Consider the following 12975-nt stretch of genomic DNA (forward strand, 5'->3'; position numbering starts at 1 on the left):
GTGGTCCCTTCGTTGGTCGGTGCTGACCCGGTCAGCGGCCGGTCTTGGGGGCGAAGAAGCGACTGATCAGGCGGGCGACCACGTTGAGGCCCATGACCAGCATGATGAGGAGCAGCGCCGCCGTCCAGGCGCGGTCGATGGCGTACTCCGGGGGGACGCCCGGCTGCGTGAGCTGGTAGTAGGCGTAGACCGGGAGGCTGGCCATCCGGGAGTCGAACGGGTCGAGGTTGGTCCCGTTCGTGATGCCGACGGTGATGAGCAGGGGCGCGGTCTCGCCGACGACGCGGGCGATGGCCAGCGTCACGCCGGTGCCCAGGCCGGCGATGGCCGTCGGGATGACGACCTTGACGATCGTCCGCCACTTCGGGACGCCGAGGGCGTAGGCGGCCTCGCGGAGCTCGTTGGGGACGAGCTTGAGGACCTCCTCGGCCGAGCGGACGACGACCGGGATCATCAGCACCGACAGGGCGACCGCGCCCATGATGCCCAGCCGGATGCCGGGGCCGAAGAACAGCGCGAACAGCGCGTAGGCGAACAGGCCGGCCACGATCGACGGGATGCCGGTCATGACGTCGACCAGGAAGGTGATCGACCGCTTGAGCCGGCCGCGGCCGTACTCGACGAGGTAGATGGCGGTCATCAGCCCGATCGGCACCGAGATCAGCGTCGTGAGGAGGGTGATGATCAGCGTGCCCATGATCGCGTGGTAGGCCCCGCCGCCCTCGCCGACGATGCCGACGAGGGAGGAGCCGAAGAACTCCCCGTCCAGCCGCTCGATGCCGCGGCCGACGACCGTCCACACCAGGGCGACCAGGGGCACCACCGCGATGCCGAAGGCGCTCACGACCAGGCAGGTCACCAGGCGGTCGGTCGCCTTGCGGCGGCCCTCGACGACCCGGGACACGACGTAGGCGGCGACCGTGCCGAGGACGACTGTGTAGATGACGACCAGCGCGATGTTGAACTCACCGAGCAGCTCGAGCAGGACGGCCACAAGGGCCGCGGCGAGGAAGGCGGCGACCGACGCCCACTGCGGGAGCCGGCGCCGGGACCGCCCCGCTGTGGCGTCGTCCGCCGACGCGCCGGTCGAGGTGGGGCTCGTCTGGAGGCTCATCAGTTGGCTCCGGAGAAGTCGGCCCGGCGGTTGACGATCCAGCGGGCGAGCATGTTGACGGCCAGGGTGATCACGAACAGCGCCAGTCCGCTGGCGATCAGGGTGTTCACGTCGATCCCGCTGGACTCCGGGAACTCGAGTGCGATGTTGGCGGCGACCGTCGAGGGGTTCCCGCTGCTGATCAGGTTGAACGTGATGCCACCGGAGACGGAGAGGACCAGTGCCACGGCCATCGTCTCGCCGAGGGCCCGGCCGAGACCGAGCATCGCCCCGCCGATGATCCCCGACTTGCCGTAGGGGAGGACGGCCATCTTGACCATCTCCCAGCGGGTGGCCCCCAGCGCCAGCGCCGCCTCCTTGTGCAGCGTGGGCACCTGGAGGAAGACCTCGCGGGAGATCGCGCTGATGATCGGCAGGATCATGATGGCCAGGACCAGGCCGGCGGTGAGCATCGTGCGGCCGGTGGAGGACGTCGGACCGGCGAACAGCGGGATGAATCCGAAGTTGTCCTCCAGCCACTGGTAGAAGGGCACCAGCTTCGGCGCGAGCCAGGCGATGCCCCAGAAGCCGTAGACGATGCTCGGGATCGCGGCCAGCAGGTCGACGACGTACCCCAGCCCCTGGGCCAGCCGGCGCGGGGCGTAGTGGGTGATGAAGAGGGCGATGGCCACCGCCAGCGGGGTGGCCACGACGAGGGCGATCACCGCGGACAGCAGGGTGCCGAAGACGAGGGGGAGGACGTAGCCGGCCAGGCCCTCGCCGCCGGGGATGTCGTCACTGGGGGCGCTGAGCGCGGGCAGCGCCTCGGCGATCAGGAACGCCGCGACACCGGCGAGGATGACGAGGATCAGGATGCCGGCGCCCTTGGCGCTACCGGCGAAGATGCGGTCGCCCGGCCGGCGGACCGGCTTGGCGGCGCCGGGCTCGGTCGGGGTCCTGGTGGCGGTCACCGATGCTCCGTGGGGTGTGGGCGGGGCTGGGTCCTGCGGTGCGGTCGCCCGTCGCCGGGCGGGGCGACGGCCCGGGCGCCGTCTCGGCGTCCCGGGCCGTCACCCGTGCGGCTGGGGTCAGCCGGCGGTGATGGCGTCGACCGCACCCTGGGCCTGCTCGCGCAGGGCGTCGGAGATGGGGGCGGAACCGGCGGCCTCGGCCGCCGCCTGCTGACCCTCCTCGCTGATCACGTAGCCCATGAAGTCCTTGACCAGGTCGGCCTTCTCCTGGTCGTCGTACTGGATGCAGCCGATGTGGTAGCTGACCAGCACGATCGGGTAGTTGCCCGACTCGGTGGTGTCCCGGGCCAGCTCGATGGCGAAGTCGTACTGCCCGCGGCCCGGGAGGGTCTCGGAGTTCTCGACGACGGCGGCTGCGGCCTCCGCAGTCGGCGTCACGAACTCCTCGCCGACGCCGATGCTGGCGACGCCGAGGTCGCCGGCCTGGGACAGGTCGGCGTAGCCGATGGTGCCGTTGCCGCCACCGACCGCGCTGACGACGCCCGAGGTGCCCTGCGCGGCCTCACCACCGGCGACCGGCCAGTCACCGCTCGGCTCGTGCGGCCACGCCTCACCGGCGGCGGCGGACAGGTACTCGGTGAGGTTCTCGGTGGTGCCGGACTCGTCGGACCGGTTGACCGGGGTGATCGCCTGGTCGGGGAGGGTCACGCCGGGGTTGTCGGCGGCGATGGCCGGGTCGTTCCAGGTGGTGATCTGCTGGTTGAAGATGCCGGCCACCGTCTCGGGCGCGAGGTTCAGCTGGTCGACCCCCTCGAGGTTGTAGACCACCGCGATGGGGGCGATGTAGTTCGGCAGCTCGAAGATCTCGCCGCCGGCGCAGCGCTCCTGCGCCTGGGTGAGTTCCTCCTCGTCCAGCGCCGCGTCGGACCCGGCGAAGTCGGTGCCGCCGGCCAGGAACTGCTCGCGGCCACCGCCGGAGCCCACCGGGTCGTAGTTGACGGTCACGCCGGACTGCACGCCGGAGTACCCGGCGATGAAGCCCTGCATCGCCGCCTGCATGGCGCTGGAGCCGGCGCCCACCAGGGTTCCGCTCAGCTCCGCGGAGCCGCCGCCGGTGCTGCCGCTGTCGCTCGCGTTCCCCTCGTTGGAGGCGCCACACGCGGCGAGCGCGAGGGTGCCGGCGAGCGCCGTCGAGAGAGCGACGGCGCGCGACCTGGTGCTGAGCTTCAACACTGTGCCTTTCGACGTGTGCCCGGGCTTCGACGCCGGGCAGCAGGGAACCAACGGGAACCGACGCTAGGCAGCCGAGGTGGACGCATCCGGGTTGCTCGGTGAACGCGAGGTGAACGCCGATGGAGACTTGGTCGACGGGGTGAGAACCACGTCACGTCGAGCAGGTGAACGGGCGCGCGGCGACTCGCGGCCGTGGCCGTACCGGTACTAGAGGGCGCGGCGCCAGGAGACGTCGACGGCGTGCCGGGTGAAGCCGCTGCGCTCGTAGAGCGTCACCGCGGCGGTGTTGTCCTCGTCGACGTAGAGGAGGACCTGGCCCAGCCCGCGGGCGCGCAGGTGCGCCAGCCCGAGGTCGGTGAGCGCGCGGCCCAGGCCCAGTCCCTGGGCGTCGGGGTCGATGCCGAGGACGTAGACCTCGCCCACCGCCTCCGGCCCCTCGTCGCCGGGCGGGTGCACCTTGGTCCAGTGCGAGCCGAGCAGCGTGCCGCGGTCGTCCCGGTCCCCGCGCCAGGCCAGGAAGAACCCGGCGGGGTCGAACCACGGCTCGGCCTCGCGCAGGCGCAGGTCCTCGCGCGTCCAGCTGCCCTGCTCGGGGTGGCTGGCGAAGGCGCGGGCGTTGACCCGCAGCCACGCGCCCTCGTCGTGGCCGGGCCGGAAGGTGTGCACCCGCACGCCGTCGGGGAGGGCCGGCCGCGGGTCGGGGTCGACGCCGGCGAGGTCGCGACGCATCTGCAGCAGCACCCGGGCCCGGGTGTAGCCGCGACCGGTGGCCAGCTCCGCCGAGCCGGGGAGGTCGCCGTGCGCCCAGACCCGCAGGGGGCGGTCGCCGGCCAGCTCCTCCAGGCGGGTCAGCAGGCAGCGGCCCACCCCCTGGCGGCGGGCACCGGGCGCGACGACGAACTCGGCCTCGGCGTCACCGGTCCCGTCCCCGCCCTCGAACCGCGCGTAGCCGGCCAGCTCGCCGTCCGGCGTCCGGGCCAGCACGTCGCGTCCACCGGCGGGGCCGCCGTGCTGCAGCCGCAGCTCGGCGTCCTCCGACAGGGGACGGACGCCGTCGGCCGCCGTGGCGGCGCGCAGCAGGGCGAGCACGGCGGGCACGTCGGCCGCAGCCAGGCGCGGGACGTCCCGGACGGGGAGGGGAGCGGACAGGGCGGCCTCAGACCAGCTCGGTGTCGGACTCGGTGCGGGCCGCGGCGGCGGTCGCGTCGGCGACCTGCTGGTCCAGCTTGTAGCCCACGTTCCGGACGGTGCCGATCAGCGCCTCGTGCTCGGTGCCGAGCTTGGCCCGCAGCCGCCGCACGTGGACGTCGACCGTGCGGGTGCCGCCGAAGTAGTCGTAGCCCCAGATCTCCTGCAGCAGCTGGGCGCGGGAGAAGACCCGGCCCGGGTGCTGGGCGAGGTACTTGAGGAGCTCGAACTCCTTGTAGGTGAGGTCGAGCGGCCGGCCGCGCAGCTTGGCCGAGTAGCTGTGCTCGTCGATGACCAGCTCGCCGGCCTGGGTGACGCCGCCCTCGGGGCCGTCGGCCGGGGTGGCGGCGGCCAGCCGGCGGGCGGTCGCCCACTTCAGGCGGGCATCGACCTCGGCGGGGCCGGCGGTGTCGAGGAGGACGTCGTCGACGCCCCAGTCGGCCGACAGCGCGACCAGGCCGCCCTCCGACAGCACCGCCACCAGCGCCGAGGCGACGCCGGTCGAGGAGAGCAGCCCGCAGAGCGTGCGGGCCTGGATCAGGTCGTGGCGGGCGTCGACCAGCACGACGTCACCGGAGTCTCCGTCGAGCAGGCTGGACAGCTCGGGGGCGACCACGCGCACCTGGTGGCCCAGCAGCCCGAGGGCGGGCAGCACCTCGGTCGTGGCCTGGCGCGCGGCGGTCATGAGCACGAGTCGCATGTCGTCTCCTCAGGGGAGCCGGGGACGGGGTCGTCCGGGGGCCCACGACGACGCTGTCGAGAGAGAGACAGCAGGATAACCGACGTGTTGCCGATCCGGTCCGTCGTTCCCGAACTGCAACGCGTGACGGTCCGTGGGAGGTCCGTGGGCGGCGGATCGGCGACCGCGTGGGTCGTCCCGGGCTCGGGACACGCCGGAGGCCCCACCGGCCCGCTCGTCGAGCGGATCGGCCGCTGGGCGTCTGCGACGATCAACGGGTGACAGCCGCCACCCTGCGCACCGGGTTCTCGGCCCGGGGGCAGCACCTGCCCGCGGCCGCGGCGGTCGCCGCCGGCGCCGCGCTGCTCGTGCTGCTCGGTGAGTACGCGGGGACGCCGGGCCGGCTGGCCGCCGTCGCCGTCCTGCAGGTCGCGCTGGTGGCGGCCTGGGTGCCGGCGACCGGCATCGAGGGGCGGGCCGGTGCCCCGGCCCTCGGCCTGGCCGCGGCCGCCGGCGCCGACCTGCTGGTGGTGCTGCCGGAGCGGCCCGAGCTCGGCTCCCTGCTGGCCGTGCCGGGGCTGGGTTTCCTCGCGGCGGTGCTGCACCAGATGCTGCGCCGGGCGCCGCGACGGCAGGTCGTCGGCTCGCTGGCGGGGGTCGTCCTCCTGCTGTGCGCGGTGACCGCGCTGGCGGTGCTGGTGCTCCTCGACCCGGACGGGCCGGACGCCGCCGCGGCGACGACGGCGCTGCTGGTGGTCGGCGTCACCCTGGTGGCGGGCCACCTGGTCGACCTCGTGCTCCCGCGGCCGGCGATCGCTGCCGGGGTGCCCAGTGGCGTCGTCGGCCTGGTGGTGTCGGTGCTCGCCGGCGCCGCGGTCGTGCTGGCCCGGCACGGCACGGGTGAGCTGGCCGACGTCCTCCCGGTGCTGCTCTTCGGGCTGGCGCTGGCCGGGGTGGCCGCGCTGGTGGGCCTGGCCGCGGGGTACGTGGTGGCCGAGGGGCCGCGGACGGCGTGGGCCGTGCCGCTGGTGCAGGCGGTCCTGCCGTTCGCCGCCTGCGCGCCGGTCGCCTTCTCCCTGGTCCTGCAGAACGCCCTCTGAGAGGCGGTCGGCCGTGCGCGCGCTGGTGGTGGTGCTGCTCCTGCTCCTCGGCCTGGCGGCGGTCGCCGACCGCGTCGGCGTGGGGATCGCCGAGGACCGGGTGGGGGAGGCGATCGCCGAACGCGGGCAGCTGGCCGGACAGCCCGTGGTCGACATCGCGGGTTTCCCGTTCCTCACGCAGGCGGTGGGCGGGCGGTACGACGACGTGCGGATCGCCCTGACCGCGGCCGACCTCGGCCAGCCGGAGGGCACCCGGGCCGCCGTCCGGCTGCGCGGGGTGGAGGTGCCGTTGTCCGCCGTCCTGTCCGGGTCGGTGCAGGAGGTGCCGGTGGAGCGGATCGACGGGACGGCGACGCTGTCCTACGCGCTGCTGTCCGAGCAGTTGCCCCCGGGCACCACCCTCGCGCGGGAGGGCGACGGGCTGCGGATCGAGAGCACCGTGCAGCTGGCCGGCCTCACCCTGCCGCTCACCGCCACGGGCACCGTGACCCTCGACGGCGACGACGTCGTGGTCGACGTCTCCGAGGCCTCCGGCGCGGGCGTGGAGGTGCCGAGCTGGCTCGTGGCGCAGGCCACCGACCTGCTGGAGCTGCGCTATCCCGTCCCCCAACTGCCCTTCGGCCTCCGGGTCACCGGCGTGAGCCCCGGCGAGGACGGCGTGGACGTCGCGGTCGAGGCGACCGACACCGTGCTGCGCGGCTGACCCCCGGGAACACGTCCCGGACCGGTCGGGTTGGGTCAGGGGATGGACGCGACCGGGGACATCGCGGGCTGGGTGCCGGCCGCCGTCCTGGACGGCCTGGGTGTGCGCCCGCAGGACGCCGACCTGACCGTCGTCCAGTTCTCCACGGCGTTCTGCGGCCCCTGCCGGGCGACCCGGGCGCGGTTGCGGCAGATGGCCACCACCCGGCCGGGGCTGGCCGCGGTCGACGTGGACGCCGAGAGCCACCTCGACGCCGTCCGGGCACTGGACGTCCGGGTCACCCCGACGCTGCTGTTCCTGGCCCCCGACGGACGCCTGCTCCGCCGGCTGGACCGCGCTCCCCGGCCCGGCGAGCTCGCCGCGCTGGTGGCGGCGCAGCTGCCCGCCGGCCGAGGCGCCGGGGAGGGCAGTGGCGTGTGATCGGTTACCCTCACGCCGTGGGCATCCTGCTGACCTCGCGCCGCACAGTCGACCTGTGCCGCGTCGGCAGCTGCCTGTGTCCGGCCCCCTGAGGGCGAGCCTGCCTCGTCCAGACGCGCTCCGACCGCCGTCCGGGAGCACTGCCGCACGAGCCCCGCGCACCCGGTCCCCCGGACCGGAGCCGGCCCGGGGCGCACCCCCGCACGTGAGTCCACCGCGGGTCCGATCCGGCGCCCGCATCCCGTCCGACCCGCACACCCCGACCACCAGGGAGGAACACCCCCCATGAGCCGCAACGACGTGCTCGTCTCCGTCGACTGGGCCCAGGAGCACCTCGGCCAGCCCGGTCTCGTCTTCGTCGAGGTCGACGAGGACACCAGCGCCTACGACGGCGGCCACCTCGAGGGCGCCGTGAAGCTGGACTGGAAGAAGGACCTCCAGGACCCGCTGCGCCGCGACTTCGTCGACAGGGCCGCGTTCGAGGCGCTGCTGTCCTCCCGCGGCATCGGCAACGACGACACCGTGGTCCTCTACGGCGGCAACAACAACTGGTTCGCCGCCTACGCGTACTGGTACTTCAAGCTCTACGGCCACGAGTCGGTCAAGCTCATGGACGGCGGCCGCAAGAAGTGGGAGCTCGACGGCCGCCCGCTGTCGAAGGACCCGGTCGAGCGCCCCGCCACCCAGTACGTGGCCAAGGACCCCGACCTGTCGATCCGCGCCTTCCGCGACGAGGTCGTCGCCTCGATCGGCTCGAAGAACCTCATCGACGTCCGCTCGCCCGACGAGTTCTCCGGCAAGATCCTCGCCCCCGCCCACCTCCCGCAGGAGATGGCGCAGAAGGGCGGCCACGTGCCCACGGCGATGAACATCCCGTGGAGCAAGGCGGCCAACGAGGACGGCACGTTCAAGTCCGACGAGGAGCTGGCCAAGCTCTACGACGAGCAGGGCTTCGACGAGAGCAAGGCCACCATCGCCTACTGCCGCATCGGCGAGCGCTCCAGCCACACCTGGTTCGTGCTGCGTGAGCTGCTCGGCAAGTCCGACGTGAAGAACTACGACGGCAGCTGGGTCGAGTACGGCTCGCTGGTCGGCGTCCCGATCGAGAAGTGAGCTGACATGTGCGGAGCCCCGAAGCAGGGCGGTGGCCTGGCCGGCATCGACCTGAGCACCCAGACGGTCATCCAGGGCTCGGTCTGGCACGACGGCGCGCCCGTCGCAGGCGCCTACGTGCGGCTGCTCGACGCGACCGACGAGTTCACCGCCGAGGTCGTGACCAGCCCCGAAGGCGAGTTCCGGTTCTTCGCCGCGCCCGGTGAGTGGAAGCTCCGCTCGCTCGCGCCGGTCGGCAGGGGCGAGCGCGTGCTCACCGCCGAGGTCGGCCTGAACGAGACCACCGTCGCCATCGCCTGAGGAAGGACCCCGTCCGCCCACCTTCGCAGGCTCAGGGCGGGGCCACACGGCAGCGCCCCTCTCGCTCGTGCGAGAGGGGCGCTCTCGCGTGCTCAGGCCAGCCCGGGTGGCAGGCGGTTGGGTCCGGCCTCCGGTGGGCGGGGCCGGTCCTCCGGGTAGACGCGGACGGCGACCAGCGCGACGTCGTCCGCGCCGTCCGCGGGGAGCACCCGGGCCAGGAGCGTGTCGCACAGCTCCTCCAGCGGCACCCGGCCGAGGTCCCGCAACGCCTCCCGCAGGGTGGCCAGCCCCTCGTCGAGGTCGGCGTCGCGGCGCTCCACGAGCCCGTCGGTGACCAGCAGCAGGGTGGCGCCGTCGTCGAGCTCGGCGGTGTGGTCGGTGCGGGGTGCGTCGGGGTCGACCCCGAGCATGAGGTCGGGCCGCGTCTCCAGCAGCGTGGTGGTGCCGTCCGGGGCGAGCAGCACCGGCGGCAGGTGCCCGGCGTTGCTCCACCGCAGCACGCGGGGGCCGGCGACGGGCACGTCCGGACGGCGCTCGATCCGGGCGAGCACCACGGTGGCCAGGTTGCTGACCGCCAGCCCGCGGGCGGCGTGCTCGGCCCGGGTGAGCGTGGCCGAGGGCGGCTCGTCGTTGTCGTAGGCCAGTGCCCGCAGCAGCCCGCGCAGCTGTCCCATCGCCGCGGCGGCGGTGCTGTCGTGGCCGACGACGTCCCCGATGACGAGCATCGTCGCGCCGTCGGGCTGGAGGAACGCGTCGTACCAGTCGCCGCCGACCTGGGCCTCGTGGGCGGCCGGCCGGTAGCGCACGGCGATGTGCAGGTGGTCCGGCTCCGGCGGCGGGGTCAGGAGCGCCTGCTGCAGGCGGTCGGACAGGGCCCGCTGGGCGGCGGCCGCCTCGGCCAGGCGCTGCAGCTCGGCGGCCTGCCGCTGCGCGGCCAGCCGGTCGGTGAGGTCGCGGAAGGAGACGACGACGCCGGTCACGGCGCCGTCCTCCACCGTGGGGACGGCGATGAGCTCCACGGGGACGGGCGTGCCGTCGGCGCGCCAGAACACCTCGTCGTCGCTGGCCATCGTCCGTCCGGTGCGGAGCGCCCGCCACACCGGGCACTCCGCCTTGGGGTACGGCGACCCGTCGGGCCGGACGGCGTGCAGCAGCTCGTGCTGGTCGAGGCCGAGCTGCTCGTCCGCGGGGTGGCCGGTCATCCGCGCCGCGGCCGGGTTGACGAACTCCACCCGCCCGTCGGCGTCGAGGCCGTAGATGCCGTCGGCGACGTTGGCCAGCACCCGCTCGTAGCGGGCGACGGTGCGCGAGAGCCGGCTCTCGACCGCCTGCAGGCGCACCTCCCCGGTGTCGGGGCCGACCCGCCGATGCTCCTCGATGACGCTGCCCTCCGGTGTCCTGCCTCGTCCGACCGGCGTCCCAGCCTGCCGCATCGGTCCGGGCGGCCGCGCGGGCACCCGCTGCCCCGGGGCCGACGGGCGGGTCAGCGCACGGGCTGGTCCCCGGCCGCTCGGTGGCGGGCGTGCCAGCCGGCCGCCAGCGCGACGGCGACGGCGAGCGCGCTGCCCCCGCCCCAGGTGGCGCCGACGAAGGCCGCCGACCCAGGGCTCGGCGCGGTCAGGGCCGCGGCGCCCCCGGTGGCGACGCCGACCACGACCAGCAGTGCCCAGACCCAGCGCGCTGCGGGCCGGGCGGCCGCGGGGCGCGCGGGGGTCCGTCGCCACCACCGGGCCAGCCACGCGAGCAGCACCAGCCCGCCGACCAGTCCGCCGAGGTACTGCAGCCACCGGTAGCCCGGCAGCAGCCCCCACTGATCGGCCAGCACGGGCAGGAGGGTGGGACCCCAGCGGCGCGCGTGGGTGAACTCGTCCCAGAGGACGTGCGTGGCCGCACCGACGGCCAGCGCCAGCAGCGTCCAGACCACCGCCGGGACCGTCGCGGTCCGCGGCCGCAGACCCAGCCGGAGGCCGGTCAGCCGCGCCCGCACGGCGCTGGGGGCGCAGGCGACGGCGGGCGGCGCGAGCAGCCCGTGCCACACGGTCCAGGCCAGCGCCCCCAGCGCGACGTCGACGGTGACGACGGCGAGCGCGGTGTGGGTCGGCACCGGCACCGGCACGGGCAGGTAGAAGGGCAGGTCCGGCGACATGCTGCCGATGACCAGCGCCGAGGCCGGCAGGGGGGTGCGCAGGAACGGCAGCACCGCCGCTGCGTGGCTGGGGGTGAAGGGCACGTCAGAGGCCGACCAGGCCGGCCAGCTCGGCCATCGCCGCGTCGAAGTAGCGGTCGGCGTCCTCGACCGACCCGACGAGGTGCCCGAACAGCTCGAAGCTGATCGTCCCGTAGAGCGAACTCCAGGCCAGCAGCGCCCGCAGCCGGACGGCGTCGTCCAGGGCGGGGTGTCCCCCGCCGAGCACCGCCGCGGTCTCGTCGCTGATCAGGGACCGGTCGCGCGGGACGCCGGTGACCGCGGGCAGGGCGCCGCTGCGGGCGGCGTCCCCCAGGACGCGTCCGAGGACGACGCCGACGCGGGCGGCGGCCGGCACCGTGTCCCGTGGAGCCGCGTAGCCGGGCACCGGTGAGCCGTAGAGCAGGGCGTACTCGTGCGGGTGGGCGCGGGCCCAGCCGCGGACGGCGCGGCAGACCGCCACCCACCGCTCGCGCGGTGCGGCGGTGGGGTCGTCGGCGGCCTCGGCGGCGGCACCGAGTGCGTCGTAGCCGTCGATGATCAGCCGGGTCAGCAGGTCGTCGCGGCTGGGGAAGTAGCGGTAGAGCGCTGAGGAGGCCATGCCCAGCTCCCGGGCCACCGCCCGCAGGGACAGCGCCGCGGCCCCCACCTCGGCCAGCTGCCGGCGCGCGGCGGCGGTGATCTCCGCGGTCAGCTCGGCGCGGACGCGCTCCCGGGCGGTGGGTGGCATGCGCGCATCCTCCCGTGACGAGAGCAGTGACCGCAACTGTGAGCACTGCTCTTGACCGGGATGGGGATGGAGTGCGAGCGTTGTCCCGGACCGAGAGCGCCGCTCTCGCCCAGGAGGAGGAGGGAACCACGTGGCACTGCACGTGATCGTGGGCAAGGGCCCGGTGGGGACGACGACCGCGGAGCTGCTGGCCGCGCAGGGTCAGCGGGTGCGGGTGCTCTCCCGCAGCGGCGGCACCTCGACCGACGCGGTGGAGCACCGAGCCGTCGACGCGAGCGACGCCGACGCCCTCGCCGAGGCCGCCCGGGGCGCCGCTGCCCTCTACAACGCCGTCAACCCCGCCTACCACCGGTGGGCCACCGACTGGCCGCCGGTCGCCGCCGCCCTGCTGTCGGCTGCGGAGCGCACCGGCGCGGTGCTGGTGACGATGTCCAACCTCTACGTCTACGGCCGGCCCGAGAACCCGATGAGCCCGGACAGCCCGCTGGCCGCCACCGACGTCAAGGGCCGCGTGCGGATCGCGATGTGGCAGGAGGCGCTGGCCGCGCACGAGGCCGGCCGCATCCGGATGACCGAGGCGCGGGCCGCCGACTACGTCGGTCCCCAGGTGCCGGCCGCGCGCTCGCACCTGGTCCGCCAGTTGCCCACGCTGCGCCGCGGCCGGCGTGCCTGGGTGATCGGCGACCCCGACGCGCCGCGCAGCTGGGCGTACCTGCCCGACGTCGCCGCCACCCTGGCCACCCTGGGCACCGACGAGCGGGCGCTGGGGCGGGCGTGGCACGTGCCGAGCGCACCGCCGCGCTCACAGCGGCAGGCCCTCGGCGACCTGGCCGCGGCGATGTCCTCGCCCGCGTCCCCGGTACCTCCGGCGCGGGTGAGCGGCATCCCGTGGCCGGTGCTGCGCGGGATCGGGCTGGTCTCGCCGATGATGCGCGAGATCGTCGACATCCGGCACCAGTTCGACCAGGAGTACGTGATCGACGCGACGGCGACGACGGCCACGTTCGGGCTGACCGCGACGCCGTGGCCCGAGGTGGTGGCCGCGACGGCCGTGGCGGTCCCGGCGACCGCCTGAGCCGGGCGCCGGGCGGCGTCCTACGGTGGAGCCCATGGTCTCTGCCTGGGTCCTCGTCGCCCTGGCGTCGCTCGCCGCGCTCAGCTGCGGGTACGGCGCCGTCCGGCTCGCCCGGCGCCCCACGGGAGCGCGTCGATGAACGAGCTCGCGAGCTCGTCCGTGACCACGGCAGCGCCGCGGACGCG

14 protein-coding genes are annotated in these 12975 nt (G+C 74.7%); 6 read left to right on the forward strand and 8 right to left on the reverse strand.

Annotated elements, in window-relative coordinates; all coding sequences use genetic code 11:
* Nucleotides 1–31: 31 nt before the first annotated feature.
* The 5 genes from pstA to CRP39_RS06640 all read right to left on the reverse strand — a co-directional run bounded on the left by pstA (nt 32) and on the right by CRP39_RS06640 (nt 5185).
* Nucleotides 32–1114, reverse strand: coding sequence for a phosphate ABC transporter permease PstA (gene pstA, locus CRP39_RS06620; protein ID WP_097205494.1), 1083 nt, complete (start codon nt 1112–1114; stop codon nt 32–34).
* Nucleotides 1114–2064, reverse strand: a complete 951-nt coding sequence (pstC, locus tag CRP39_RS06625) for a phosphate ABC transporter permease subunit PstC (RefSeq protein ID WP_097205495.1) — start codon at nt 2062–2064, stop codon at nt 1114–1116. Before pstC ends, pstA begins: the two co-directional genes overlap by 1 nt.
* Nucleotides 2065–2181: 117 nt before the next feature.
* Nucleotides 2182–3294 carry a phosphate ABC transporter substrate-binding protein PstS gene (gene pstS / locus CRP39_RS06630; protein ID WP_097205864.1) on the reverse strand — a complete coding sequence of 371 codons (1113 nt, stop codon included), beginning with the start codon at nt 3292–3294 and terminating at the stop codon, nt 2182–2184.
* 210 nt (nt 3295–3504) lie between these two features.
* Nucleotides 3505–4446 carry a mycothiol synthase gene (mshD, locus tag CRP39_RS06635; RefSeq protein ID WP_097205497.1) on the reverse strand — a complete coding sequence of 314 codons (942 nt, stop codon included), beginning with the start codon at nt 4444–4446 and terminating at the stop codon, nt 3505–3507.
* A 7-nt stretch (nt 4447–4453) separates the two neighbouring features.
* Nucleotides 4454–5185 (reverse strand): winged helix-turn-helix transcriptional regulator, encoded by a 732-nt coding sequence (locus CRP39_RS06640; RefSeq protein WP_097205499.1) that lies wholly within the window; start codon nt 5183–5185, stop codon nt 4454–4456.
* Between the two features lie 257 nt (nt 5186–5442).
* Between CRP39_RS06640 and CRP39_RS06645 the strand changes: the two genes are divergently transcribed.
* The 5 genes from CRP39_RS06645 (at nt 5443) to CRP39_RS06665 (ending at nt 8800) form a co-directional block, all read left to right on the forward strand.
* Nucleotides 5443–6264: a hypothetical protein gene (locus CRP39_RS06645; protein WP_097205501.1), complete on the forward strand. Its 822-nt coding sequence runs from the start codon at nt 5443–5445 to the stop codon at nt 6262–6264.
* A gap of 13 nt (nt 6265–6277) precedes the next feature.
* Entirely contained in the window at nt 6278–6967 is a 690-nt protein-coding gene (locus tag CRP39_RS06650; protein WP_097205503.1) for an LmeA family phospholipid-binding protein, read from the forward strand.
* A 42-nt stretch (nt 6968–7009) separates the two neighbouring features.
* Entirely contained in the window at nt 7010–7387 is a 378-nt protein-coding gene (locus CRP39_RS06655) for a thioredoxin family protein (RefSeq protein ID WP_097205505.1), read from the forward strand.
* A gap of 285 nt (nt 7388–7672) precedes the next feature.
* Nucleotides 7673–8500: a sulfurtransferase gene (locus CRP39_RS06660; protein ID WP_097205507.1), complete on the forward strand. Its 828-nt coding sequence runs from the start codon at nt 7673–7675 to the stop codon at nt 8498–8500.
* Between the two features lie 6 nt (nt 8501–8506).
* Nucleotides 8507–8800 (forward strand): DUF1416 domain-containing protein, encoded by a 294-nt coding sequence (locus CRP39_RS06665; protein ID WP_097205509.1) that lies wholly within the window; start codon nt 8507–8509, stop codon nt 8798–8800.
* A gap of 92 nt (nt 8801–8892) precedes the next feature.
* Here the strand turns inward: CRP39_RS06665 and CRP39_RS06670 are convergent, their stop codons facing one another.
* The 3 genes from CRP39_RS06670 to CRP39_RS06680 all read right to left on the reverse strand — a co-directional run bounded on the left by CRP39_RS06670 (nt 8893) and on the right by CRP39_RS06680 (nt 11715).
* Entirely contained in the window at nt 8893–10140 is a 1248-nt protein-coding gene (locus tag CRP39_RS06670; protein ID WP_245853651.1) for a PP2C family protein-serine/threonine phosphatase, read from the reverse strand.
* A 143-nt stretch (nt 10141–10283) separates the two neighbouring features.
* Nucleotides 10284–11030: a DUF4184 family protein gene (locus tag CRP39_RS06675; RefSeq protein ID WP_097205513.1), complete on the reverse strand. Its 747-nt coding sequence runs from the start codon at nt 11028–11030 to the stop codon at nt 10284–10286.
* 1 nt (nt 11031) lies between these two features.
* Nucleotides 11032–11715 carry a TetR/AcrR family transcriptional regulator gene (locus tag CRP39_RS06680; RefSeq protein WP_097205515.1) on the reverse strand — a complete coding sequence of 228 codons (684 nt, stop codon included), beginning with the start codon at nt 11713–11715 and terminating at the stop codon, nt 11032–11034.
* A 130-nt stretch (nt 11716–11845) separates the two neighbouring features.
* Here CRP39_RS06680 and CRP39_RS06685 point away from each other — a divergent pair, with 130 nt between their 5' ends.
* The gene (locus tag CRP39_RS06685; RefSeq protein ID WP_097205517.1) at nt 11846–12790 is read left to right on the forward strand and encodes an NAD-dependent epimerase/dehydratase family protein; all 945 of its coding nucleotides are present in this window, start codon (nt 11846–11848) and stop codon (nt 12788–12790) included.
* Nucleotides 12791–12975: the final 185 nt, after the last annotated feature.

Origin of the sequence: Geodermatophilus sabuli, assembly GCF_900215145.1 — a bacterium.
Taxonomy (GTDB): Bacteria; Actinomycetota; Actinomycetes; order Mycobacteriales; family Geodermatophilaceae; genus Geodermatophilus; species Geodermatophilus sabuli.